Origin of the sequence: Brevibacillus sp. SIMBA_040, assembly GCF_046535075.1 — a bacterium.
Classification (GTDB): Bacteria; Bacillota; Bacilli; order Brevibacillales; family Brevibacillaceae; genus Brevibacillus.
The window spans coordinates 72,845-96,728 of record NZ_JAWRXI010000019.1 but is presented as its reverse complement, the minus strand read 5'-3'; the positions used below and the strand labels follow the sequence as shown (position 1 = coordinate 96,728).

Annotated in this window: 25 protein-coding genes and 1 pseudogene; 21 read left to right on the top strand and 5 right to left on the bottom strand. The window is 46.8% G+C overall.

Going from position 1 to position 23,884, the window contains the following annotated elements:
• Positions 1-298: 298 nt before the first annotated feature.
• The 4 genes from SB752_RS25770 to SB752_RS25755 all read right to left on the bottom strand — a co-directional run bounded on the left by SB752_RS25770 (position 299) and on the right by SB752_RS25755 (position 3,276).
• Positions 299-1,057, bottom strand: a complete 759-nt coding sequence (locus tag SB752_RS25770; protein WP_410718340.1) for an SDR family oxidoreductase — start codon at positions 1,055-1,057, stop codon at positions 299-301.
• Between the two features lie 214 nt (positions 1,058-1,271).
• Positions 1,272-1,877 (bottom strand): DUF6143 family protein, encoded by a 606-nt coding sequence (locus tag SB752_RS25765; protein WP_410718339.1) that lies wholly within the window; start codon positions 1,875-1,877, stop codon positions 1,272-1,274.
• Between the two features lie 75 nt (positions 1,878-1,952).
• The gene (locus SB752_RS25760) at positions 1,953-2,816 is read right to left on the bottom strand and encodes an arylamine N-acetyltransferase (RefSeq protein ID WP_410718338.1); all 864 of its coding nucleotides are present in this window, start codon (positions 2,814-2,816) and stop codon (positions 1,953-1,955) included.
• Positions 2,817-2,901: 85 nt separating this feature from the next.
• On the bottom strand, positions 2,902-3,276 hold the full coding sequence (locus tag SB752_RS25755; protein ID WP_410718337.1) for a DUF423 domain-containing protein: 375 nt from the start codon (positions 3,274-3,276) through the stop codon (positions 2,902-2,904).
• Positions 3,277-3,476: 200 nt separating this feature from the next.
• Between SB752_RS25755 and SB752_RS25750 the strand changes: the two genes are divergently transcribed.
• The 11 genes from SB752_RS25750 (at position 3,477) to SB752_RS25700 (ending at position 14,019) form a co-directional block, all read left to right on the top strand.
• Positions 3,477-3,659 carry a hypothetical protein gene (locus SB752_RS25750; protein ID WP_049737187.1) on the top strand — a complete coding sequence of 61 codons (183 nt, stop codon included), beginning with the start codon at positions 3,477-3,479 and terminating at the stop codon, positions 3,657-3,659.
• Between the two features lie 266 nt (positions 3,660-3,925).
• Positions 3,926-4,576 carry a hypothetical protein gene (locus SB752_RS25745; RefSeq protein WP_410718336.1) on the top strand — a complete coding sequence of 217 codons (651 nt, stop codon included), beginning with the start codon at positions 3,926-3,928 and terminating at the stop codon, positions 4,574-4,576.
• Positions 4,573-5,088, top strand: a complete 516-nt coding sequence (locus SB752_RS25740; RefSeq protein WP_410718335.1) for an accessory gene regulator ArgB-like protein — start codon at positions 4,573-4,575, stop codon at positions 5,086-5,088. The genes SB752_RS25745 and SB752_RS25740 overlap by 4 nt, the downstream gene beginning before the upstream one ends.
• Before the next feature lie 5 nt (positions 5,089-5,093).
• The gene (locus SB752_RS25735) at positions 5,094-5,240 is read left to right on the top strand and encodes an AgrD family cyclic lactone autoinducer peptide (protein WP_084765618.1); all 147 of its coding nucleotides are present in this window, start codon (positions 5,094-5,096) and stop codon (positions 5,238-5,240) included.
• A gap of 293 nt (positions 5,241-5,533) precedes the next feature.
• The gene (locus SB752_RS25730; protein WP_410718334.1) at positions 5,534-6,955 is read left to right on the top strand and encodes a SpoVR family protein; all 1,422 of its coding nucleotides are present in this window, start codon (positions 5,534-5,536) and stop codon (positions 6,953-6,955) included.
• Positions 6,956-7,282: 327 nt separating this feature from the next.
• Positions 7,283-8,065: an SDR family NAD(P)-dependent oxidoreductase gene (locus SB752_RS25725; protein ID WP_410718333.1), complete on the top strand. Its 783-nt coding sequence runs from the start codon at positions 7,283-7,285 to the stop codon at positions 8,063-8,065.
• Between the two features lie 35 nt (positions 8,066-8,100).
• On the top strand, positions 8,101-8,580 hold the full coding sequence (locus SB752_RS25720) for a 2,4'-dihydroxyacetophenone dioxygenase family protein (RefSeq protein ID WP_410718332.1): 480 nt from the start codon (positions 8,101-8,103) through the stop codon (positions 8,578-8,580).
• A 242-nt stretch (positions 8,581-8,822) separates the two neighbouring features.
• The gene (locus SB752_RS25715) at positions 8,823-9,494 is read left to right on the top strand and encodes a GntR family transcriptional regulator (RefSeq protein WP_410718331.1); all 672 of its coding nucleotides are present in this window, start codon (positions 8,823-8,825) and stop codon (positions 9,492-9,494) included.
• A gap of 124 nt (positions 9,495-9,618) precedes the next feature.
• A complete protein-coding gene (locus SB752_RS25710; protein ID WP_410718330.1) occupies positions 9,619-10,551 on the top strand; it encodes a 3-hydroxyacyl-CoA dehydrogenase family protein in 933 nt (310 codons plus the stop codon).
• 54 nt (positions 10,552-10,605) lie between these two features.
• Entirely contained in the window at positions 10,606-11,826 is a 1,221-nt protein-coding gene (locus SB752_RS25705) for a M20 family metallopeptidase (protein WP_410718329.1), read from the top strand.
• Positions 11,827-12,036: 210 nt separating this feature from the next.
• Entirely contained in the window at positions 12,037-14,019 is a 1,983-nt protein-coding gene (locus SB752_RS25700; protein ID WP_410718328.1) for a methyl-accepting chemotaxis protein, read from the top strand.
• 87 nt (positions 14,020-14,106) lie between these two features.
• Here the strand turns inward: SB752_RS25700 and SB752_RS25695 are convergent, their stop codons facing one another.
• On the bottom strand, positions 14,107-14,370 hold the full coding sequence (locus SB752_RS25695; RefSeq protein WP_410718327.1) for a hypothetical protein: 264 nt from the start codon (positions 14,368-14,370) through the stop codon (positions 14,107-14,109).
• A gap of 179 nt (positions 14,371-14,549) precedes the next feature.
• Between SB752_RS25695 and SB752_RS25690 the strand changes: the two genes are divergently transcribed.
• The 10 genes and pseudogenes from SB752_RS25690 to SB752_RS25645 all read left to right on the top strand — a co-directional run bounded on the left by SB752_RS25690 (position 14,550) and on the right by SB752_RS25645 (position 23,868).
• Positions 14,550-14,768 carry a hypothetical protein gene (locus tag SB752_RS25690; protein WP_410718326.1) on the top strand — a complete coding sequence of 73 codons (219 nt, stop codon included), beginning with the start codon at positions 14,550-14,552 and terminating at the stop codon, positions 14,766-14,768.
• Between the two features lie 67 nt (positions 14,769-14,835).
• Positions 14,836-16,401, top strand: a complete 1,566-nt coding sequence (locus SB752_RS25685) for a PucR family transcriptional regulator (protein ID WP_410718325.1) — start codon at positions 14,836-14,838, stop codon at positions 16,399-16,401.
• Between the two features lie 370 nt (positions 16,402-16,771).
• Complete coding sequence (locus tag SB752_RS25680; protein WP_410718324.1) at positions 16,772-18,382, top strand: OPT/YSL family transporter; 1,611 nt, start codon at positions 16,772-16,774, stop codon at positions 18,380-18,382.
• 24 nt (positions 18,383-18,406) lie between these two features.
• On the top strand, positions 18,407-19,468 hold the full coding sequence (locus tag SB752_RS25675) for an S-methyl thiohydantoin desulfurase family protein (protein WP_410718323.1): 1,062 nt from the start codon (positions 18,407-18,409) through the stop codon (positions 19,466-19,468).
• Between the two features lie 207 nt (positions 19,469-19,675).
• Positions 19,676-20,068 carry an AroM family protein gene (locus SB752_RS25670; RefSeq protein ID WP_410718322.1) on the top strand — a complete coding sequence of 131 codons (393 nt, stop codon included), beginning with the start codon at positions 19,676-19,678 and terminating at the stop codon, positions 20,066-20,068.
• A gap of 151 nt (positions 20,069-20,219) precedes the next feature.
• Positions 20,220-20,528, top strand: coding sequence for a hypothetical protein (locus SB752_RS25665; RefSeq protein ID WP_410718321.1), 309 nt, complete (start codon positions 20,220-20,222; stop codon positions 20,526-20,528).
• 38 nt (positions 20,529-20,566) lie between these two features.
• Positions 20,567-20,923, top strand: a pseudogene (locus SB752_RS25660) (amidase); the annotation flags it as partial.
• A gap of 187 nt (positions 20,924-21,110) precedes the next feature.
• Positions 21,111-21,812: a TerC family protein gene (locus SB752_RS25655; RefSeq protein ID WP_410718320.1), complete on the top strand. Its 702-nt coding sequence runs from the start codon at positions 21,111-21,113 to the stop codon at positions 21,810-21,812.
• Between the two features lie 309 nt (positions 21,813-22,121).
• Positions 22,122-22,334 carry a hypothetical protein gene (locus SB752_RS25650; protein WP_103110878.1) on the top strand — a complete coding sequence of 71 codons (213 nt, stop codon included), beginning with the start codon at positions 22,122-22,124 and terminating at the stop codon, positions 22,332-22,334.
• Positions 22,335-22,884: 550 nt separating this feature from the next.
• Positions 22,885-23,868, top strand: coding sequence for a ubiquinol oxidase subunit II (locus tag SB752_RS25645; RefSeq protein ID WP_410718319.1), 984 nt, complete (start codon positions 22,885-22,887; stop codon positions 23,866-23,868).
• The last annotated feature ends 16 nt before the right edge of the window (positions 23,869-23,884 follow it).

The following is a 23,884-nucleotide window of genomic DNA, read 5'->3' as shown; positions in this document are numbered from 1 at the left end:
CCCATTTTTGGTCGAAGGGTTTGGTTTGACAACCAGCATTGGATGTGGTACTATTATATTGGAGATAAAATGTGGTGTTTCAAACCATGCGCCAAAAGACCAATTTCCATTTTAGCATAGGAAAGTTGGGCTTTCAACATGGTTTCGAACATTTTTTTGTGTTGTTAACGACTATGAATAAATAGCAAGCGGAGTGCCTGTCTCAGGTTTCCGCTTTTTTGTATTGTTTATAACCTAAACCGTCACAGAGAAAACGCAGGAGATTGTCCCTGCGTTTTCTCAACGTATCATGTTCCAGCTAAATAAAGCTTGTTTTGCCGCCGGTCACAGGAATGACCGCTCCTGTGATGAAATCGGACCGCTCTTGTGTGAGAAACTCGACCACCCGCGCAATATCCTCGCCCGTCCCTAGTCGACCGATCGGAGTATTGTTGCTGTCCAAGCCTGTGACATCTTGTATGCTCGCTTCCTTCCATGGATGGACAATATCACCGAGATTGACCATATTGACGGTAATCCCATGGGGAGCTTCTTCAATCGCGAGGCTTTTGGTTAGCGAGACCAGACCCGTTTTTGCTGCGGCATAGGCTGCCCGCTGCGTCCAGCCGGGAGCTGTTTCTGCCAAATGATACCCGAAATTAATAATTCGTCCCCATTTGTTTTCCCGCATGATCGGGACAATGCGCTTCGCCAGGTAAAAGACAGCACTCAGATTACCATTTACCATATAGTTCCATTCATCGAGTTCGTAGTCTACGAGATTTTTATACTCAAATACAAATGGTCCGGCATTATTGATCAAGACATCGATAGTGGCAAATGCTCCGAGGGATCGATTAACTATTTCATTTACATCGTCTATGTTTGCTACGTCGCCTTTGACACAGAGCGTTTTGACCTGATAGTGCTCCTCTACAAAGGCGGCTAGGGCTATTGCTTCCTGTTCATTTGATCGATAGTTAATGATGAGATCAAATTGGTGCTTTGCCATTTCCTTGACGATCCGATGACCGATCCCCGTGGCTCCACCAGTGATTAAAGCTACTTTTCTGTTCAACCTCTCACCCTATTCTGGTTTCATTACCATTACTATTATGAAGCAATGCTTCGGGCATATTCCTACTTAATTACTTCATCCGCTAGCATAATTCCTTTTGAATTCCAGGAAAAGTGGCGAATTGTATGTAAAAAGCACATAAAAAAGCTTCGGACAGATGAGAGTCGAACAAGAAGCAGTCAAAAGAAAAAACCGCTCACTGAAGCGGTTTTCGTTAACCGTATACAGATTGTTCCCACCAATCCACCGAAAAAAAGAATGCTGTAGCTTCTTCCGATTGTGGCACATGGATCATCAACGCCATCCCGGGTCCGATAATCCACTGACCGTTTGAATTCCCACCCGCCGTAGTCATAGGAGGAATGATTCGTGTACTTGCCACGATGCCGTCTCGCGTGACGTCTGCACTGTTTGAGCCGTAGAGGATTTGACCTTGTGAAGCAGGAGAGGGAGGAAGCTGAACAAAGCCAGATGTCACTTGTCGTGAGGTCTTGCCACCAATGATTGATTCTGCTTTTCCGAACCATATATGTGCGACCAGAGGCTGGGTCGTGCTGTTAGTAATCGACCAATGCTGGACGTACAGGAGGGCGGTGGAGCGCAAAGGGTTGATCAAAGCTCCAAAGCCCTGGTCCTTGTCTGTAGCTGCGATTTTCTCGGTTTGCCCCATGTAATATTTGGATTGGGAGGCCATCGACATGGCATAAGGAACGTGGACACTCCTAGGCAGTTGCTCTGTCTGGGGCGGGGTGGGGAACGGATAATATCCCATTTGCATGTATACATCAGGCATGCCGTAAAAGTAGGAGGGCTTTGTCATCGGCTTACGCTCCTTTTGATAAGTGCTAGCCCTGTAGTATATGGCAATCGTTCTGCTAGGGTGCGGATGAGCGAATCAGTCTTCCTGTGAGAATATGTCTACGCCCATCGCATTCAGTATGGTAACGGCTTCACGGATGGGTAGACGAGGCAGTCGGAACTCCTCTGTGATCGCGGCTTCCAGCTCGTTTATAGACCGCAGTACAAATTTTTGATCCTCTCCGTTTTCCTGCATGATCCAGAGCGAATTGTTTTTGAGTGAGACGCCACGCTGGCGATCCAATTGATAGATATGAATTCGCAGCATAGATAAAAAAGTAGCTCCTGGCGCAAAGGAACGCACAATAGCTGCCGAAAAATCACCTAATTCCCGCGGTTCAAGATGGGAAAAGTGCCAGCTGTCGCTCACCAGCTCTTGGCTGCGCATGCGATGGAAGCGAAAGCGGGAGGGAGAGAGCGGATCAGGAACAAGCTGGACTGCTTCCTTGCCAAACGCAGAGAGGTAGTCGGGATCAGAGAGGAAGCGAACAGGTTGAAAAAAAGGGGCTGCGGCACCTGCATCTACATAGAGAGGCTCTCCATCTGCCAAAAGACCCGTGATGATGATCGCAGCATGATCATCTGCGAGAGACACGAGGTATCCCGAATAGCCCAACTCACGCAACAAAGCAAGAAAATTGGCATTAATGGCATAGCAGGTACCCCCGTAATCGTAACGGCTTGCATTTTCCACGTATTCAGTTGGAGCGGGAACAATGCTTTTTTTGTATGTATGGTAATAGAGCAGCTTGCTGACGTTTTCGTAGGGAAAAGCTTGCAGATGAGAGCGGCATAGCTCATTTAGAAATTCGAGATCGGCGGCTCTTTGCTCTACCCCTAAACGCTTTAGGTACGCCTTGCTCCAGGCTGGTATTGCTGGCAATGGTAATGCTTTTTGCATGATCTACACCCCTTCTACACAAAAGAAAAACGCCCGAATCTACTGCTCCCAGCAGGGATTGGGGCGCTCGCCTATGATGTCATATTTAAGAGACTGTTTTCCAGGCATGGATGGCGAGCAGTGCCCAGCCAACAAGAAACAGCACTCCGCCAATCGGTGTGATGGCTCCCAGGACTTTGATTCCGGTCATCGCCAGCGTATACAGGCTTCCGGAGAATACGAGCGTACCTGCGACAAAGCACCAGCCAGCCCATACAAGCCCAGAGGAATCCGGATACCATTTGAGCAGAAGCGCAACCAGCACGAGTGCCAGCGCGTGTGTCGTCTGATAAGTAACGCCTGTATGGAAAATGCCAAGCGAATACTCATCCAGCTTTTCTTTAAGTGCATGGGCACCGAATGCTCCAAGCGCAACAGAGAGAAATCCGCTGATACTCCCGAGCATCAAAAACAGTTTCATGAGTGAATCACTCCTTTTTCAATTCAAACCTACACATGTGTCCGATATCTATTTTACCGTATCAGGACTGCCCCTGCCCAATTGCAATTTGATGAACACGGTTTGGACTCGCGTACAGACCGCTTGTCAACTCCCGACATAAATTGAAGTATCGCAGCGGAATCACTGTCACACCGCTGGATCGGGAGGTGAAATACGACATGAACAAATGGCTCTCTCTTGCTGGTGGACTTGTTGGCGGATATGCTTTGCTGAAAACGCCGTTGGACGGTACTTTTCTGAACGGATTGAATCCGTTGGTCGATGGAATTGGCCTGATTGCCATGCTGGTCTTCTCGGGTGCTCTTATTTATACTGGTGTACGCGACTGGTTCCAGCGATAAGAAAACCTCTATCGAGCCTCCTATAGGGAGGAGCGACCGCGTTTTAGCGGAAGGTTATTCTTGGTAAATCAATGTACTGCTAGATAACACGTAAAGGTATCTCCTAGTGGGATGCCTTTTTTCCTGACCGCTTTGACTCGATTTGTGTCATATTTGCATATTTTGGTAAAAATGTAAGAAAATTTGTTTTTCGTGACAGCATTCGACAGTATCTGTAAAACTCCTGCGGTATACTTTTGGTAGCTAAAGGAGGATTATTGATAAACATGGATATTATTTTGTTTGTCGTTGGTTCTGTTTTAGAATATATGGCGATATTTGCTTTCATGTTTTCCCTTTTTAAATTAGGATTTCGAGAGTATTTGACTGAAATCTTTATCTCATGCTTGATGCTTACTTTCGTTTCATTCGCGATGAGATACGCCTTCCAACTAGAACAATACTCCTCCTTTGTTCAAATTGTAATCTTCTGCCTCTTACTGCGTAGTGTTTTTCACTTCCATATTCTTTACTCCATTCTATTGAGCTCAATCTATGTCATTTATGGCTTTTGGCAAGTGTTTGTTGTCTTGAACGTCCTCGAAGCGCTGCATGTTTTGTCCCTCGACCAGGTGCTCGGCAGGGAGAATTCCTACTATATTTTACAGGCAGTTACGATCATTTCCATTTTCTTCATTTCAAAAGGCATAGGCTCCGTTATACAAGGATTCGATGTGCCCCATGGAAAAACCGTTTTTTTTAAGAACAAAATGAATTTTATTTTACTTGGACTCGTTGTCAGTCTCATATTCATTTTTAGCATGGGTTATTATCTGCTCATTACAGGCGGGAACGTCAACGAAATGGTAGTTATGCTGGCATTGTCCCTTTTCATTATTATTATTTTCTCATACATAATTGCGAGGCGAGCCCATTGATAGAAACGATCGCATTAAAGATTGCAACGGGGATCAAGCGTGTAAATCCAGACGTGCCGCAATCCGTGGAGCGGATGGAGTATGCATTAATCATTTTGCTAAACGGCGTGACGGTCATCATCGCTTCCCTAGTCGTCGGGGCTATCTTGGGAACATTGCAGGAAACGATGATCTTTTTGATCGCATTTGCCCTTTTGCGGCAAGTCTCGGGAGGCTACCATTTATCGACTGCACTTGGCTGTGCAATCGTCTCGATCTCGCTAGCTGCCGTCATTCCGCTCATTCCTGTAACGGACAGCATTTGCTACGTCATGAGTGGGATCAGCGTGATTCTCGTAGCCTGGTTTGCTCCATCCAAAATCGAAAATCAATCTCGTATTCCCAGCAAGTATTATCCGCTATTAAAAGCGATATCGATAGCCATCGTCTGTGCGAGTGTATTCATTGCCTTGCCTGTCATAACGAAAGCTTTGTTTGTACAAGCACTGTTTCTGATCAGGAAAAGGAGGTGAAAAATATGCGGAAAATGATGGAGAAAATGACGAAAGCAGCTACCTTTGGATTTGCAAGCTTCTTGTCAGTCGTTGCTGTCACCACTGTCAATGTAGCCTCTCCTTGGCTCACGAATAGCCCGAAGGTTCCCAATGAATTGCTCAAAAAGTAACATAGGGAAGGGAAAAGGCGCGTAAATGCGCCTTTTTCTTTTTGCGCAGGCCGGATCAAGCAGCGCTTTTTCATCGTATAGGAATTTATAAGCGTGATGCTTATGAATTCCGGAGCGCATGACAAGGTGCCTCAGCGTACGCATCCGGCATAACTACGGTAAAACTTTCCGCTATACGCGGTCGCTACTCCTTGAGGAAGCCTCGTTAGAGGTTTTCTTATGAAAATCTGGCTTCTTTTGCACCACATCCCCATATACATATAATAGGCTTTGGCAAATGGGGGGGAACGGTCTTGACCAATGATGAGCGGAAAGAACTCGAGCGATCGATTGACGAAATTACGGAAATCGCCAAGGGCTTCAACCTCGATTTTTATCCGATGCGATATGAGATTTGCCCGGCGGACATTATTTATACGTTCGGGGCTTACGGAATGCCGACGAGATTCTCGCACTGGAGCTTTGGAAAAAGCTTTTATCGCATGAAGCTGCAGTACGACCTCAACCTGAGCAAAATTTACGAGCTGGTGATTAACTCTAATCCATGCTACGCGTTTTTGCTGGATGGCAACTCGCTCATCCAAAACAAGCTGATTGTCGCCCACGTTCTGGCGCACTGCGATTTTTTCAAAAATAATATGCGCTTTTCCAACACCAATCGAGATATGGTGGAGAGCATGGCCGCCAGCGGTGAACGGATTCGCCAGTATGAGATTGAATATGGAAAAGAAGCCGTAGAAAACCTGCTGGATGCAAGTCTGGCCGTCCAGGAGCACATCGATCCGAGCCTGCTCCGGCCGAAGCTGCGCTGGAAAAAGGAAGGAGATGTCGCTCCTAAAAAGACAACGGGAGAACGAATCTCGCCCTATGATGATTTATGGGGATTGGATCGCAAAGAAAAACAAGAGCCCGACCAAACGAAAGCAGTCCGCAAATTCCCGCCTGTACCGGAAAAGGACTTACTGCTGTTCGTTATGGAGTACAGCACCGTGCTGGAGGATTGGCAGCGTGATGTACTGACGATCATTCGGGACGAGATGCTGTATTTCTGGCCGCAGCTGGAGACGAAGATCATGAACGAAGGCTGGGCGACCTACTGGCATATGCGCATCCTGCGGGAAATGGAGCTGACGGAGGCAGAGACGATTGATTTTGCCAAGCTGCATTCTTCCGTTATACAGCCCTCAACGACGAGCATTAATCCATATCATCTTGGACTTAAAATTTTCGAGGATATTGAAAGACGGTGGGATAAACCGACCAAAGAAGAGCAGGAGCGCTATGGAAGAAAGCCGGGTGAGGGGCGCGCCAAAATTTTTGAAGTGCGTGAGCTGGAATCGGACATCAGCTTCATTCGCAATTTCTTGACCAAGGATCTGGTAAGTGATCTGGATTTATACATGTTCGGCAAGCAGGGCAACGAGTGGGTCGTGGCTGAAAAACAGTGGGAGCAGGTACGGGATGGCTTGGCTGGCACACGGGTCAACGGCGGATTTCCATACGTGCTCGTCCACGATGCGGATTACTTGCGCTCGGGTGAGCTGCTCTTAAAGCATCATTTTGAGGGACTTGAGCTAGACGTCAAATACGTGGAGAAAACATTGCCGTACATCTACACTCTCTGGGGCAAAAATGTCCATCTCGAATCGATCGTAGAGGATCGGCAGGTCTTGTTCACTTACGATGGCAAGAAGGTGCACCGGAGATTTTTATAAACGTATAGGAATTTATAAGCGTGACGCTTATGAATTCTGGAGCGCATGGAAACTTTCCGCAAAAACGCGGTCGCTCTTCCTCGAGTAAGCCTCGATAGAGGTTTTCTTAACACTTGTACCAACAATCAGGTGAAAAGAGGCCGTATCCTTGGTGAAAATCGAAGGGTACGGCTATCTTTTTGAAGTAAAAGCGAAATATTTCAAAAATTCATTGACAGTTTATAAACAGGGCTAGTAATATAAATCATGAAATAACAAACTAATACATCAGATATTAGATACCAGAGAAACGAATCATAATAGGATTCTTGTTAAGGAGGGATTCCGATGGAAAAGAGACGTGCTGCTATCGTTACAGGCGGTGCCTCTGGCCTAGGATTCGCCGTTGTGAACCGATTTGTTGAAAAAGGGTATGCCGTTGCAATCGTTGATTTGGCGGAGGAAAAAGGCAAGGAGATCGCACATCAGCTCAGGGAGAAGGGGGCAGACGTCCACTTCATCGGAGGAGATGTGACAGATCAAGCGCAGGCTCGCGATATTGCCAAAAGGGCATTCGAAGCGCTGGGAGACATTCATATCCTGGTGAATGCTGCGGGAATCATCAGGCGCACACCCGCGACCGACGTCAAAGACACAGAGTTACTGGTGGTTTTGCAAGTAAACCTGAGTGGCACTGTCTTCATGTGTCAGGCGGTTCAGCCCTATATGGCGCGGGGCGGCGAGGGAGCCATCGTCAACTTTAGTTCTATGCTTGCCCATTATGGCAGCGAAAATCTGCTTTCGTACGCTGCCTCCAAAGGAGGGATCGTGCAGGTGACAAAATCTTTGGCGGTATCATGGGCGAAGTACGGCATCCGTGTGAATTCGGTCAGTCCAGGTTATATCGAAACGCCGCTGTCTTCCGGAGCTACGCAAAACCCGGCTTTCCGGGAACGGATTTTATCCCGCACACCACAAGGCAGATACGGCAAGCCAGAGGAAGTGGCAGCCGTGGTTGATTTTCTTACGTCTCACGATGCCAGCTTTGTGACCGGAGCTGTTCTACCGATTGACGGCGGACTGCTCGCTGGTGATCCGATGCTTTACCCACCCGCAACACCTATTGCTTAACATAAAAAATCCGATAAAAAAGTGAGGGAATTACCATGACAATGACTTTGAATCAATTTACCGAAATGATGCAGTTGCCAGATCAAGCGATTGACAGCACGGAGATTCCATGGGTCCCGCAATCAGAACGTGTATGGTTCAAGCCAGTGCGCTTTGACCTCGCATCGGGCAGCTGGATCAATCTGCTGAAAGTAAAGCCAGGCGGAGCCGTAAACCGCCATCGTCACTCGGGTGGACAAGTCATGGCGTTCACGCTCCAAGGCGAGTGGCGCTATTTGGAAAGAGAGTGGGTTGCAAGGCCAGGTACTTTCGTTTACGAGCCACCAGGTGACATCCATACTCTCGTCGTGGATGGGGAAGAAGAAATGATTACACTGTTCATGCTCCAAGGCGTGATTCAATATTTGGATGAAAACGACCACATCATCTATCAGGACGATGTATTTACCAAGCTGAAGCTGTACAAGGAATACTGTGAAAAGCACAATATCCCGATGAAAGACTTGCAATTTTAAACGCCTCTTTAATATGCCACGACGCGAAAGAAGCTTCTTCGCGTCGTTTTCCTGATGAAATGGCGGCAGCTATGCGCATGTTATTTATGTGAAGGCACGTTTTATGGCTTGTTGATATACTGTGGTTTTGCTAAAGTGGGTATTATTCCCAAGTAATCGCAGCCTCTTATCCAAAGCATGGCATTAAGATGGGAGAGAGGATTTTATTCTGGTACAATGAAAAAAGAAATACGGATTGAAGGATGATAGGATTGGGCAAATCAGGGATGTTTGATAATTTAAATCTGCATGAGCGAGTCTATCTTTATCTACGTGACAAAATCGTACATAACAACCTGAAGCCAGGCTCGCGAATTGACTATGACGAATTGATGGCGGAGCTTGGTGTTAGTCGTACTCCTGTACGCGATGCCTTAAATAGACTGCAGATTGATAACTTGATAGAAGTGAGACCACGGTCTGGTACTTTTGTCAGCACTCCCAATAAAAAAGCCATCGAAGACCTCTATAATGTACGGAAGCCGCTGGAGTCTACCGCGGTGGAACTGGCAGCATCACATCTTTCCGAGGAAAGTTATCTCGCTCTCCTGAAAGAGGCCGAGCAGGCCGAGGCGGAGCTAGGGAAGGGCAACCCGGATCTCTTTTTTGCTCACGATCGCAATTTTCATCGCACGCTGATCAGTCATTCCGATAACTCCAGACTGATCGCTATCATGGATTCGTTGGAGGTACAGGTTAAGTGGTTCGGCATTATCATGACTAAGAACCTGGACAGGCCACATAGAGCGATCGAGTTTCACAAAAACATAGTGACAGCGATGCAGGCAAAAAAGATCCAAGAAGCAAAACGACTGATGGAAATGCATATCGAGGAAGTCAAATTGGACATCATGAGTGATTATCCAACGGAGTAGTAGGATCAGGCCATTTTCCCGACGAGGACGATGGCTTTTTTTACTGCGTCAAAAAGGAAAATCCCTATCGTCTATGGAAAGTTTTATTAATCAATCAATGAAATACGTTAGGAGGATGCGCTGCATGGCAAAGCAAGTAGCGGTGATCGGTTCAGGTGTGATGGGACATGGAATCGCTCAGCTTTATGCGCTGGCTGGTTTTGTAGTCGCTCTGTATGACTTGCAGGACGAGCTTTTGTCGAACGCCAAAAAGAGCGTGGAAAGAAGCTTGTCGCTGCTCGTGACAGAAAACGTCATCACTGAGCAGACAAAGCATGAGGCGCTGGAACGAATTCTTTTGACAACGGATCTGAAACAGGCTGCAGCTGAGGCAGTCGTCATCACAGAAGCGATCCCTGAAGTAATCGAGCTCAAATGGGATTTGTTTGCGAAGCTAGAGGAAGTCGCCAGACCAGATGCGATCATCGCTTCAAACACGTCTACGTTCTCCATTTCGCGCCTGATCGAAAAGGCAAAATCTCCACAGCGATTTATCATTACACATTTTTTCAATCCCGCACAGCTCGTACCTTTAGTCGAAATCGTACGGCATGAAACCACTTCCGAAGAAGTCGTGCAGACGACGCAAGAGCTGATGAAACAAATAGGCAAATCGCCCGTTCTGTTGAAAAAAGACGTTCCAGGCTTTATCGCTAATCGTTTGCAAGCAGCGCTGATGAGAGAAGCCTTCTTCTTATTGGAAGCGGGGGTCGCAGATGCCGAAGAAATTGACACGGTGATGAAAGACGGAATCGGGTTTCGCTGGGCATTTGTCGGTCCGATTGAAACGGCTGATTTCGGAGGTCTCGATACGTGGAAGCGCGTCATGGACAATTTGACTCCTGTATTGGATCCATCCAAAAGCGCTCCGGCACTGATTGAGGAGCGGGTAGCAAAAGGCGAGCTGGGAACAAAAACAGGGGCAGGGATTTACTCGTATCACAATACGTCTGTTGAAAAAAGGCTGCATGAGCGAGATGAGCAATTCATTCGCTTGGGGAAAATGAAGCGGGGCTAAGAGGGTATTGAATTTGAAATATTCTGCATTACAAATAGAAAGGGATGGGTAAACATGAAAGAATTATTGCAGCAGCTCCACATCGCAGTAGAGGAAGTAGAAGCAGAGATGATTGCGATTCGCCGAGATTTGCATCGCCATCCAGAGCTTTCGTTCCACGAGGTTCGGACACCTGCACTGATCGCAGACTTTTTGGAAGGGCTAGGTCTGGAGGTTAGAAGAAATGTAGGTGGACGAGGTGTTGTCGGGACGTTAAAAGGCGGCAAGCCAGGGAAAACGATTGCGCTGCGGGCGGATTTCGATGCGCTTCCTATTCAGGATGAAAAAGAGGTAGAGTATCGCTCGACTGTTCCTGGTGTGATGCATGCATGCGGACACGATGGGCACACGGCGGCGCTGCTCGGAACAGCAAAAGTGCTGACGAAATATCGGGACCAGTTACCAGGGACGGTAGTTTTTATCCATCAGTTTGCCGAAGAGCTCGCACCTGGAGGAGCTCGGCCGATGATTGAGGACGGCTGCCTGGACGGGGTAGATGTCATTTACGGGTGCCATTTGCAAAGCACAATGCCGTTTGGCAACGTGTATTACCGCGAAGGCTACATCCAAGCTGCTGCCGACAAGTTTACAATCACCGTAAAGGGAAAAGGCGGACATGGGGCTATCCCGCATGAAACGGTCGACCCGATCATCATTGGCGCGCAGATCGCGATGAATCTGCAGACGATTGCGAGCCGAAAAGTGGACCCATTGAAGCAGCTGGTTGTTTCCATCGGATCATTTCATGCAGGAGACGCGTTTAACGTGATTCCGGAATCTGCTGTGCTGACGGGAACGGTTCGCACCTATGATCCGGAAGTGAGAGACATGGCTGAGCAGTCGTTGATAAAAATTGCGACCACCGTAGCAGAAGCCAATGATGCAGTCGCAGAGGTCAACTACGCACGCGGCTATGATGCACTGTACAATCATCCTGCTGAAACGAGGCTCGCGAAGGAGGCGCTCACCACTGTTGATTGCGTGAATGTAGTGGAGACTCCGCCTATCATGCCGGGAGAGGATTTCTCCTATTACACGCAAAAAGTGCCGGGCAGCTTCTTTTTTACCGGGGCGCAGATGGAGAATCCAGCAAGTGTCCATCCGCATCACAGTGCCAAATTCGATTTTGACGAGCGAGCCATGGTGATTTCCGCCAAAGGGTTCTGCTCGATTATTGTAGCGTATCAGCAAAAACATGCGAGTGAAGCGGAGGAAGGCGCCGTTTACTCCAAATAAGCAGTAAGCAGTATAATCAGCCGTTTGCTTGATTTCTCGGAAGTTGTTAGCCGGGGAATCAAGCTTTCTTTTGTTTCTGAACTGAACATGATTTTAGTATTTTTACAATCATTTTACTAATGCTTTGTAAGTCACTTACCGATATAAGACATTGGGATTTATTTCAACTCTTATACTCCCTAATACAACCAGGAAAGAAGATGACAACAAGTGAAGTTATGGCAGATTGGATGGTTCAGAAGCAATTTCAAAACGAAATTAATATCGGCATTTCTGTTGATATTGATTGTTCCTTCCGTCGTGATTGGAACGTTGGCTTATGACACAGCCAAGAAAGAAATTGAAACACAAATTATGAAAAGCGCTAATGAAAATGTAAGTCTGGTCAATTCGATTATTACTAATACCATTGAGCCCAAAATGAAGGATGCAGATTACCTCGCTACGCTCATCAAGGAAAACCAATATTCACAAACAGATGGCTCCGAGGTCCTGCAGTATTTGGACTTGTATATGGGCATGCATCCGGAGACAGCGAGTATTAGCGTAGGTACGGAGGCTGGACAGTATTTCCGTTCCCCGAAGCAAGAGGTAAAGGCTGATTTTGACCCGCGTACAAGAGATTGGTATAAAAATGCGATGGCCAGCAAAGGATCGGTCTTTATTACAGAGCCGTATGTATCCTCGGTTACAGGCAATATCATAGTGACGATTTCCAAAGCTACGAATGACGGCTCAGGTGTCGTCGGTATAACGCTCGGGATTGAACAAATTAAAGAGGTTGCCAATACCGTAAATATCGGTACAGAAGGCTATATCATGATTCTGGACAAAAACAAGAAGTACGTCGTTCACCCGATGATGGCGGCAGGAACAGAGGCGACGGAGAGCTTTTACGATCAGCTCTATCTGGAAAATGAGGGCAAGTTGAAGTATGAGCTAGAACAGCAGGAAAAAGAGATGTTTTACACCACTAACAAGGTGACTGGCTGGAAGGTTGCCGGTTCGATGTATACGTCAGAGGTAGATGATTCGGCACAGCCGATTTTTGTAAATACGCTTTTGACCATCGTGATTTGCCTGCTTGCAGGTGGTATCCTCATGACGATCATTTTGCGTTCGATCATCCAATCCATTCGTACGATTAAAGTAAATGCTGTCAGGGTCAGCGAAGGTGTCTTGACGGAAACGATCGAAGTACGCTCCCATGATGAGATTGGTGAGCTGGGCCAAGCCTTCAACACGATGCAGGAAAATCTCCGCTCGCTCATTCAGGACGTGGAAGCGAGAGCGGAGCTGGTAGCGGCATCCTCAGAGCAATTGACTGCTAGCGCAGAACAAACTAGCAGTGCAACGGAACATGTAGCGACAGCCGTGCAGGAAGTTGCAAACAGCGCAGAGAAACAAACGGCAGGCATCGATCACAATGTGGATTCCTTGCAGGAGATTTCTTCAGGCGTTACTCGTATCGTTGAGAGTGTTCATCTTTTGTCTGATCTGACCAAGCATACAACGGATCAAGCCAACGAAGGTGGAAACTCCGTCAATCTGGTCATGGGGCAAATGAACTCGATTCACGAATCTGTGGAGAAATCCGATCATATGATCAAGTCGCTGTACGATCGCTCCAAAGAGATCGGCAGCATCTCCGAAGTGATCAGCGGAATATCGCAGCAAACGAATCTGCTCGCTCTCAATGCAGCGATTGAAGCGGCGCGTGCGGGTGAGCATGGAAAAGGCTTCTCTGTCGTAGCCACAGAGGTGCGCCTATTGGCTGAGCAGTCCCAGGAGTCAGCCAAACAAATCTCGGAATTGATTACGGAAATTCAAAAAGAAACGAAAGAATCCGTGGAAAACATGGAGAAAGTCAAACAGGATGTAGCGAACGGTTTGGAGCTTTCTACCGATACGATCCACAAGTTCGAGCAAATTATGGAGAGTACGAAACAAACGAGACCGCATATTGATGAAGTCTCCGTTATTGCCCAACAGATCGTAGCCGCCGTCCAGGAAGTAAAAGAGACAGCAAATCAGCTAGCCATGATTGCAAAAGGCAATGCCGAAACTGCTGAGGAAGTAGCAGCCTCTACAGAGGAGCAGCTCGCTTCGATGCAAGAAATTTCGGTTTCTGCACAATCCCTCTCTGCACTGTCTGAGGAATTAAAGCTTTTGATCAATAAATTTACGTACTAGTCATAAGCTGGCGTAACGATTACATCAAGCAAGAAGCCCTGCTCTATTTTACATAGAAGACAGGGCTTTTTCTTATTACTCGCGATCCTACAGGTTTCTTGCGATATGCGGTTTGCTGTAATGGCTTGTTCCACCGCCTCCGACCAAAACTCTTCCGCCGCGGTTAAAGACAAGTAATTTTCTCGATCCATCTGCAAGCAGGACAGTTACTTTGGCACGATTGGCAGTAGCGATATAAACAACATACCCGGTCCTGGACACAAAGGTGCGCCAGTTTTTATCGAATTCCGAACGCAGAACCCGATTGGAATACACTTGATTTTCGACTCGCGTGGCAGTAATTCTTTTCATCGAGCTTCCTCCCTCCCGTTTTCTACTAGCTTATTCGCTGGAAAAAGAAAGGAGTGGACAAGTGTTACTGGATATTGCCCTATTTTAGTTGCATCGTTTGTGCAAGCGTACTATGATAACAGCAAGAACGACATTCTAATGCTACCACAGGAATGCTCGTCACTAAAGGAGTGAAACACATGGCAAAAAGCAGTGCACGCAAGCAGCGGGAAAAGCTGGCGAGGGAAGGCAAGCGAAACCCGGATCAAAACAGAAGTATCTTTGCTTTCACAGACATGAGAGCGAGACAGACGAAAACAAAAACGGAAAAACTCCGTCAGCAAAAGCACAAAAGGTCGTATTCCTATCAACAGGAAGATGGCCTTTTTTGTTTGACGATGGCGAGCATAGTGGTATAGTTACATCTCATTTTTGAGAAAAATGTGGTAGCATCATGGAAAGAGTAAGAGTAATGAGGTGAGGAAAATGGAAAACCCTCCGTTTACGGTAGAACGGCTTTTGCAGCTGCCTGTATTTCGTGGTGCAAAGGTGATGGCAGGACACGCAGGGATCAATAAAGAGATTTTCTACATGACCTCGATGGAAATGCCCGATCTCACCGGGTTTCTTAGGCCAAATGAATTGATCATAACGACAGGCTACTCCGTACGTGATGAACCTGCACTAATCAGTCGCCTCTTGGATGAAATGCATCAGACTGGCTGCTCGGCGATCGGCATCAAAACGAGAAAGGTCATACAGGAAATCCCTCAGGAAGCACTGTACAAGAGCGAGCTGTACGGAATTCCATTGTTTGATATTCCCTTGGAAAATTCCTTTATTGATATGACCCATGCGGTTATTGACCAAATTCTTAATCGGCAGGCATTCATGCTGCGCGAGGTTCGGGAAGTCAACCAGCAATTTACGAATCTGGTCTTAAATCGGCGAACGACAGAGCTGGTAGTTCTGATTGGTCATCTCCTTTCCTGCGAGACTGCCGTACTCAAAGAAAATGGGGAGATCGAAAGCTGCACCTCCCATTTTCAAGCTGCCGAAATCAAGGAAAAAAGAGTGGTTCAGGTAGGAAGCAGGGTCATGGGCTACTTCGCTATTACCCGGGAATTAAAAGAACAGGATCGGTTTGAGCAAATGTGTCTTGATCATGCGGTTACCGTATTGGCGATTGAGTTTACGATTCGCCAGTCGCAGCAGCTGCAGCGCGAACGTGAGCAGGAGTCTTTTCTGGTAGAGCTTTTTTCCGGGTCATCTCACCAGGAAGATCTGCTTCGTTATCGGGCGAAGCAGCTGGGAATGTCGCTGCGCACCTTTCATTACGTCATCGTTGTTCGGATTACGAATAAGTCTGGACTGGACAAGAGCAAGCAGGAAGAACAGTATACGCTTCTGTACAATCAGCTTCTTCAAAAGGTAAACAGGCCAGGGGTAAATACTCGTAAAGGAGTCATTATCAACGATTCGATGATCGTCCTGTGCTCATCTGTCCATGCAGAAGTGGAAAAGCAGAGAGAGGATGCAGAAGCACTGCTAAAGGAGCTGCTTTCTCATAAAGAGGGGCTTCCCTCAGACTTGCAGCTTACTGCGGGCATTGGGGGAGCACGCCAGATGCTGGTTGAGGTTCCCGCCAGCAGTATGGAGGCACATAGAGCTCTATCTATCGGTCAGCACACTTTGCCCAAGCAACAAATCATCCATTTTCATGAGATATTGGTGGAGAATTTACTGCTGGATGCAGCGGGACACCCAGTATTGACGATGCTGACCTCCATTTTGATTGAGCCGCTTGTCAACTACGACAAGGAATACGGTACCGAGCTTGTTGCGACGCTGAGCGCCTTTCTCAGATCGGGTGGAAATACAAAGCGGGTCGCAGAGGAATTGTTCATTCACCGTAATTCTGTTTTGTATCGCTTGGAGCGGATTGGGGAAATTTTGCAAATGGATGTGAACGATCCAGAGGTGCGCTTTCGGCTGGATGTGGCAATGCGTGTCTGGAAAACCAAGGGAGTCGACGTCCAATCGATTCAGTAATTTCATACCGTTTGTGATCGTGCCCAAAAAGGGGCGCGAAGTTTTGGGTCGCTTTCCATAGGGGAAAACGACTTTTTTTGTACTATCAGAAAGTATAAAGAATTTAGGGAAGATAGTTTATATTCCCTACGAGCTTAGATGAGCGAAGTTTTCAGTCAATCGTGAAAAATCACGGAATGAAAGAAATGAAGTGATCGGGGGGAGGAGCGAAGCCGCGGATTTTATGCTGGCGATCCTGTATGCGCTTACAGGCCTGTAGCGAATGATTTTTGCTTTACGTAGCAATTATACAACTAGCTTAGTTGGATAGCTCCATTTTGCGATCATTCCATTCCTTTTAGCCAAGTCTATTTACGAAGGAGGCGCTATTATGGCCAAAGACAAGACTCCAAGAGAAAAACATCCCTCCGCATTTGAACCGTCGACATTGATTTTGAATATTGCCTTGTCTGTATTTGGGGCAATTATCGGGATGCAATTGATCACGTCACTGGGGGTTACGCCAAGTACCTCGATTATTGGTGCGATTGCAGCGATGCTGATTGCACGGATTCCAATGGAGATTTTCTCTAAATACCGTTCCATTCACCGCCAAAATCTTGTGCAAACATCGATTTCCTCGGCAACATTCGGTGCAGCAAACAGCCTCTTGATACCGATCGGGATTCCTTTTGCGATGGGGAAGCCAGAGCTGATTGTTCCAATGCTGATTGGTGCGGGACTCGCGATGTTTGTTGATACGGCTCTGTTGTACAAGCTGTTTGGCTCCAAGGTTTTTCCAGCGACAGGCACGTGGGCACCAGGTGTTGCTACTGCGGAAGCGATTATTGCCGGGGACAGAGGCGGCAAGCGTGGATTGCTTTTGGGCGTTGGCACAGCGATTGGTTTGCTAGGCTCGTATCTTGGAATCTCCATGTCCGCTTTTGGTGTTGCGTTTATCGGGAACATCTGGGCACTGGCTATGTTTGGGGTTGGGCTTTTGCTCCGTCAATACTCCGGGCCACTCTTTAACGTAGATCTGAATGCCTTGTACATTCCACACGGCTTTATGATCGGGGCAGGTATTGTTGCCTTGTTCCAGGTAGCTTATGTGATTCTGAAGAAGAAAAAGCCGGCTGTGGCAGTAGATGGCTCGGCAAGTGCAGAGGAATTGAGCTACACGCAAAGTGAAAAAACAACCTCACGTGTACTCGGCTTTGGATTCCTCGCATATCTCGTTGTGGCACTCATCGTTGCACTCGCTGGTGGACTTATCACGCATATGTCCTTTGGCATGCTGATCGGCTTCTTGCTCTTTGCCGCGTTTGCAGCTTATGTCCATGAATTGATTGTTGGGATTGCCGCTATGCACTCTGGCTGGTTCCCTGCCTTTGCGATTGCGTTGATTACTTTGATTATCGGGATGATGATTGGCTTTCCGCCAGTGGCACTTGGTCTGCTCGTTGGATTTAGTGCTGCGACTGGACCTGCTTTTGCTGATATGGGCTACGATTTGAAAACAGGCTATATATTGCGTGGGAATGGTGCAGATGCGGCTTATGAGCTGGAAGGCCGCAAGCAGCAATACTTCACTGGTCTGATTGCTTTTGGTGTCGCTCTGATTACGGTTGCATTCTCTTATCAAAGCTTCTTTTCCCAAGGCTTGATTCCGCCAGTCGATGCCGTTTATGCGAGCACGATTGAAGCAGGAACCTCCCCGGAAATTGCCAAGCAACTGCTGCTGTGGGCAATTCCAGGAGCGATTTTGCAGCTGATTGGTGGAGCAAATCGTCAAATGGGCGTAATGTTCGCCACCGGATTGTTGATTTTGAATCCATATGCCGGATTTGCTGTTCTGGCAGGGATTTTGATTCGTAGCATCGCGGTTAAGTTAAAAGGCAAGCAAGCGGAAAGCACGCTGAGCATTCTTGCTGCCGGCTTTATTGCGGGAGATGCAATCTACAGCTTCTGTAACTCCTTGTTCAAATTCGCGAAAAAATAAACAATCATCTGGAGGAGAAACGAAATGGCAAAAATGACAATTACCAAATCCATGATGGAAGCAGCTGTTTACGGAGGATGCGTATTGGGCGGAGGTGGAGGCGGTTGGATTGAAGATGGTATGGAAACAGGTCGCCTCTCGCTGGAGGTTGGAACTCCTTATTTATATACAGCCGACGAAATGAATGATGACGATTTGCTCGCGACTGTAGCCTTGGTCGGAGCACCGGCTGCTGAGAATCAATTTGTGAAGCCGATGCATTACGTTCGTGCCTTGCAGCTGTTGGAGCGCACTATCGGGCAGCCGATCAAAGGGATTATTACGAATGAAAATGGCGCAGGAACCACTGTCAACGCCTGGTTCCAAGCAGCAGTGACTGGTTTGCCTGTCATTGACCTGCCGTGTAATGGTCGTGCCCATCCGACTGGTTCCATGGGAGCTATGAATCTGCATCAGGTAGAAGGCTATATTTCGCATCAGGCAGCAGTCGGCGGCAAGGATGAGCTGTATCACGAGGTGTGCGTCAGTGGGCAATTGCAGCAGGCAGCCGGATTGGTTCGCAAAGTCTCTGTAGAAGCAGGCGGCCTGGTTGTTGTAGCGCGCAACCCGATCACAGTATCATATGCAAAAGAAAATGGTGCACCGGGTGCGATTCTTCAGGCGATTGAAGTAGGCGAGGCATTGCTTGGAGCAAATGGGGAGGCGGCAATCGAGGCTGTTTGCAAAAAGCTTGGGGGTCGCGTCGTCACTGCTGGACAGGTAGATGAGTTCGAGCTGAAGACGGCAGGCGGATTTGATGTGGGTCGTGTCGTGATTAGTGGACATGAGATGACGTTTTGGAACGAATACATGACGCTGGAGCAAAATGGGGAGAGATTGGGTACATTCCCTGACCTCATCATGACTCTCGACGCCCAAACTGCTAAACCAATTGTCTCAGCTGAGATTGAAAAAGGTCAAAAGCTAGCAATTATTCATGTGCCAAAAGAAAAGCTGATCCTCAGCACAACGATGCACAACAAGGAACTGCTGTCAGCAGTAGAGAGCACTGTCAACAAACCGATTCTTCCCTATATCTTTGGCTAATAATAATTGACTGGCATATCAAAAGATTCGACACCAATCGCTTGTACCCGGGAGGATTGACTATGTCATTAAAACAGACGATGCCTGTATATAAACCGATGGGTTTTGAAGCAGGGAAGTAAGGAACAAGGCGAGCAGGGAGATGATAGGTCTCCCTGCTTTTTCATAAAAAGAAGAAAAGAAGAACTGATAAAGGAGGCTTCACGCATGAAACAAGTAGGGATGATTACGATTGGTCAAGCTCCGCGCAATGATGTAGCGCCGATTATCGAGACACATTTGGCAGGACGTGCTGAGCTGATTCAATGCGGCGTCCTGGACGGCATGACTCTGGAGGGTATCAGGCAAAATCTTACTCCTGGACCAGGAGAGTATGTCCTCACCTCGCGATTGCCTGACGGGGAACAGGTCGTCATGTCCAGGGAAAGCATCCAACCGATTTTGCAGGAAAAGATCAAGGAGCTGGAGAGCTGCGAAATTCCGAATATTCTGCTTTTTTGTACCGGTGTATTTCCAGGGCTGCATACAGAAAGCGCTTGTTCTTCTGGAGCCGGATCAAATGATTCCTCCTGTCGTAGCCTTACTTGCAAAAGGGCGTAGGCTGGGTGTCCTGTCGACCGCCCTCATGTCGAAGCTGATATCGGAAATCATCTAGGAAAATTCGATACGTCCATAGTAAAGTGAAGGGAAGTGATATGTCTCTTGTCATACGAATAAGAGAGAAAACGTTTGAGGAAGGGGATTTACCATTTTGCCGAGCAGTCAATCCATTCATCCTGAGTGCGAACAAGCCATACGCCGCCTGATCCAGCTAAAAGAGCCGAAGCGGGAAGATTTTTTGGAGCTGAGAACGTACGGAACAGACCGGTACTCCGCCATGGGCTGGGACGAGCTTCAAACGTACATTAATGAGCATACCATCATGATTGTCGAGCAGTTTGAAAATGAACAAAATATTATGTCTGCCCTGCGCTGGGTAGCGAGAGGGCTGCCAGTGTGGCTAGCGATCCGGAAAGTACGTGCGGACTATTCCGTGTATGGGTACAAGGGGCAGAAGTAGGGCTGGAGGTGGTTTTATGAAAGAGAAGCTGGAGTCTCGAACAGGACTATCTGGACAGCCTGCAAAAAAACAAGGAGATGGCTCGTCGCCAAGGAATCGATTCTGCTTTGGCTGAGCATGGACTGGATGCACTCCTGTTTTTGGGGAATGAAGGTGGTCCAGATCTTGCGGCGCGAGCAGGCTACCCTGTTATTACAGTACCAGGAGGATATGCAGAAAACGGAGTAATCGCGCCTGGTGGATACATAACAAGAGGACCGCAGGGAATAACATTCGTAGGTACGGCATACAGTGAGCCTACTTTGCTCAAAATCGCATATGGCTTTGAGCAAGCGACCAAGCATGGAGTCGCTCCGCCATTAACGGAAAATCAGAACAGCTTGTCTGACCAATAGGTAAAAAAAGGATATTAATAAATAATTAATTGTTTATATGAATCTGTCTGCACAGGCAGGTTTTTTCTTTATACTCCTGGATTTTCTAAAGAAATTGAAAAATAAACGGAAATTAGTAATGCGGAATGAAAAATAAAGGTCTATTATTGACACTACAAGTTCATTTTTAAAGAAAGGAGCTATTATCATGGCAGATTTTTTCCTTAGTTTATTGCAAATTATTATTGTTAATTTGGTCTTAAGTGGAGATAATGCGATCGTGATTGCGCTCGCCTGTCGAAATCTCAGTCCAGAGCTGCAAAAGAAAGCTGTGTTTTGGGGAAGCTTTGGGGCGATTGGGTTACGGGTGATTCTCACAGTGATCGCTATCTGGCTGCTAAAAATCCCTTTTGTACAGGTCGTAGGAGGACTTTTGCTCATCTGGATTGCGATCAAGCTGCTGAAGGGCGAGGATGAGGATAGTCATATTGGCGGTGGTTCCAATATGATGGAAGCCTTGAAAACGATTATTTTTGCTGACCTGATTATGAGTCTAGACAATGTGATTGCCGTTGCAGGTGCGGCCAATGGAAATCTGCTGTTGGTGATTATCGGACTTGCGATCAGTATCCCACTGATTATTTGGGGAAGCCAGCTGTTAATGAAGCTGATGAACCGTTTTCCTATTATCGTCCTTCTGGGTGCAGCTTTGCTTGGATATACAGCGGGTGAAATGATTGTGGGCGACAAGGTTGTAGGAGCATTCCTGGAAGAAATACTGCCAGCGCTACATATTATTTTGCCAGTAGCCTTAGCTCTGATTGTCATTGCTGTTGGAAATTACCTCAAGCGCAAGGCTGATAAAGCAAGAGAAGATAAAATTCGTCAGGACGAGCCAGAAATACTGTAACTCATCAGGCAATAGGATAAAGGCCATTGCTATTGGACATGCCCTAAGCATGTATGTCTAATGGCAGGAGGTCTTTTTTTGCTATGGAGATTTGTGACGAGAAACAGTTTTTGAACAAAGTAATTTTGACATTTTCACATTTGAGACACAAAGGAAAATTGTAACAACAGCTATTCCAATAGGTTTACGCAAAAACTTTTGACAATTTTTCAATAAAAATTTGAACAAAACGTGACCAACAAATGAATTTTGTGTTACAATACATCTATCGGATGAAACGAAAATCTTAGATGACGGGGGTCATGATATATGAATAACGAGAAAAAAGCCGCAGATATGCTCAGATGGATGGCTTGGACGACAACAATCATCGGTGCATTGTTAATGGCATTCAGTGTAAGCGATTTCAGATCCGAGAATTTCACATTGATGGTTTCGATTGGATTCCTGATCGCAGGTATGAACATCTTCCTGTTGAGCACAGTTTTCCGTCTGATGAACATCCGCAAGCAACAAGTGTAAGACGATGAATACAAAACCATAAGCAGACCTCTCATTGTGTACGCGAATGAGAGGTTTTTTGTTGTACAGTTAATGCTTTCAGGCTTCCTGTGAGTCGAGAGGATGAAAGCGTTCCAATTATATATAGAAGAAACAGGGTACACCTCGGAGGATAGAGCCTTTCAAAGGACGCTTTCTTCGAGGTTTTTTTGTGTTGCAGAAAAGTCCCTCACAGTAGTCGGAATGTGCTTTTTCCCGTGATGACGTAGGCCATGTTTTTTATTCATAGTGAAAGCGCTTCCTGAATTTTTGGAATTGGGCATGTCGGCCAATTATGGATGGCGATGTGAAATAGAGGAGATTCGTAACAATATTATGATCAACTCGTGACTGCCATGTGAACACTTTGTCACAGAAATACTACGAAATATTGAACGTGCAAAAAAACAAGTACAAAAGAGGCCACTCTCTGATAGTATGTAGATGCGATTAGGAGATGTGTTCACCTACATTGAAAAAAACGTAAAAGAGTTACATGCTTTCTGCTTGTGAAAGAGGAGGGATTAGGAGAATGAGTGGAGGAAAAATGCTGAGGCAAATCCAGTTTTGGATCTTGGCAGCGCTAGCAACCGTCCTGCTTTCGGGATGTGGTAGTGAATATCTTGTCTTGAATCCGAAAGGACCGGTAGCCGAGACACAGTACAATCTCATCATTATTTCTACGATTTTGTGCGCGGTCATCATCATTCCGGTTCTTGCGCTTACTGCCTTTATCGTATATCGCTATAGGGATACGCCTGGCAATAAAGCACCGTACAAGCCGGAATGGGCTCATAACACGGCGCTTGAAGTGATTTGGTGGGGAATCCCGGTGGTTATTATTGCGATCCTGGGTTACTTTACCGTTCGAGATGTTTATGTCTTAAAGGAATCTCCTAATAAAGAAGTGGCACCAATAACCATTCAAGTTACGGCATTGGATTGGAAATGGATGTTTACTTATCCGGATCAAAACATCGCGACAGTTAACTACCTAGAGATACCTGCTGGAGTACCGATTCACTTCCAAGTGTCTGCAGAAGCTCCGATGAACTCTTTCTGGGTACCAGAGCTGGGTGGTCAAATTTACGCGATGGCGGGAATGGCTACTGAGCTGTATTTGCAAGCAGATGAGCCAGGTGAGTTCCAAGGCTTTAGCTCTAACTTCTCTGGAAAAGACTTTGCTCATATGCAGTTCAAGGTGGTTGCCAAACCACAAGATGAATTCAATAAATGGGTGGATGAAGTAAAAGGTACGACTCCAGCCATGTCTAAAGAAGACTACAATGAATTGAAAAAGCCTGGATTGACTGAGAAGAAGCTGTACTCCGCTTTCCCAGAAGGCTTGTTTGAAGAAATTCTTGCTCGATACAGCCATGGTCATGATATGGATCATGTGATGAAAAAAGAACCTGCCGAGACTGGTGCGAAGTCTACGGATAGTTCACAAGCTACACATCAAATGTCTGATATGAGTAGTATGCCGGGTATGGATCACTCCGGTATGAAGCATTAGAGAGGGAGGAGGAATA

What these genes read in the sequence shown, in the direction of transcription:
- SB752_RS25765 (WP_410718339.1), bottom strand. Translation starts at nt 1,877, where the DNA reads ATGACAAAGCCCTCCTACTTTTACGGCATGCCTGATGTATACATGCAA.
- SB752_RS25760 (WP_410718338.1), bottom strand. Translation starts at nt 2,816, where the DNA reads ATGCAAAAAGCATTACCATTGCCAGCAATACCAGCCTGGAGCAAGGCG.
- SB752_RS25755 (WP_410718337.1), bottom strand. Translation starts at nt 3,276, where the DNA reads ATGAAACTGTTTTTGATGCTCGGGAGTATCAGCGGATTTCTCTCTGTT.
- SB752_RS25750 (WP_049737187.1), top strand. Translation starts at nt 3,477, where the DNA reads ATGAACAAATGGCTCTCTCTTGCTGGTGGACTTGTTGGCGGATATGCT.
- SB752_RS25745 (WP_410718336.1), top strand. Translation starts at nt 3,926, where the DNA reads ATGGATATTATTTTGTTTGTCGTTGGTTCTGTTTTAGAATATATGGCG.
- SB752_RS25735 (WP_084765618.1), top strand. Translation starts at nt 5,094, where the DNA reads ATGCGGAAAATGATGGAGAAAATGACGAAAGCAGCTACCTTTGGATTT.
- SB752_RS25725 (WP_410718333.1), top strand. Translation starts at nt 7,283, where the DNA reads ATGGAAAAGAGACGTGCTGCTATCGTTACAGGCGGTGCCTCTGGCCTA.
- SB752_RS25720 (WP_410718332.1), top strand. Translation starts at nt 8,101, where the DNA reads ATGACAATGACTTTGAATCAATTTACCGAAATGATGCAGTTGCCAGAT.
- SB752_RS25715 (WP_410718331.1), top strand. Translation starts at nt 8,823, where the DNA reads ATGATAGGATTGGGCAAATCAGGGATGTTTGATAATTTAAATCTGCAT.
- SB752_RS25710 (WP_410718330.1), top strand. Translation starts at nt 9,619, where the DNA reads ATGGCAAAGCAAGTAGCGGTGATCGGTTCAGGTGTGATGGGACATGGA.
- SB752_RS25705 (WP_410718329.1), top strand. Translation starts at nt 10,606, where the DNA reads ATGAAAGAATTATTGCAGCAGCTCCACATCGCAGTAGAGGAAGTAGAA.
- SB752_RS25695 (WP_410718327.1), bottom strand. Translation starts at nt 14,370, where the DNA reads ATGAAAAGAATTACTGCCACGCGAGTCGAAAATCAAGTGTATTCCAAT.
- SB752_RS25690 (WP_410718326.1), top strand. Translation starts at nt 14,550, where the DNA reads ATGGCAAAAAGCAGTGCACGCAAGCAGCGGGAAAAGCTGGCGAGGGAA.
- SB752_RS25685 (WP_410718325.1), top strand. Translation starts at nt 14,836, where the DNA reads ATGGAAAACCCTCCGTTTACGGTAGAACGGCTTTTGCAGCTGCCTGTA.
- SB752_RS25680 (WP_410718324.1), top strand. Translation starts at nt 16,772, where the DNA reads ATGGCCAAAGACAAGACTCCAAGAGAAAAACATCCCTCCGCATTTGAA.
- SB752_RS25675 (WP_410718323.1), top strand. Translation starts at nt 18,407, where the DNA reads ATGGCAAAAATGACAATTACCAAATCCATGATGGAAGCAGCTGTTTAC.
- SB752_RS25670 (WP_410718322.1), top strand. Translation starts at nt 19,676, where the DNA reads ATGAAACAAGTAGGGATGATTACGATTGGTCAAGCTCCGCGCAATGAT.
- SB752_RS25655 (WP_410718320.1), top strand. Translation starts at nt 21,111, where the DNA reads ATGGCAGATTTTTTCCTTAGTTTATTGCAAATTATTATTGTTAATTTG.
- SB752_RS25650 (WP_103110878.1), top strand. Translation starts at nt 22,122, where the DNA reads ATGAATAACGAGAAAAAAGCCGCAGATATGCTCAGATGGATGGCTTGG.
- SB752_RS25645 (WP_410718319.1), top strand. Translation starts at nt 22,885, where the DNA reads ATGAGTGGAGGAAAAATGCTGAGGCAAATCCAGTTTTGGATCTTGGCA.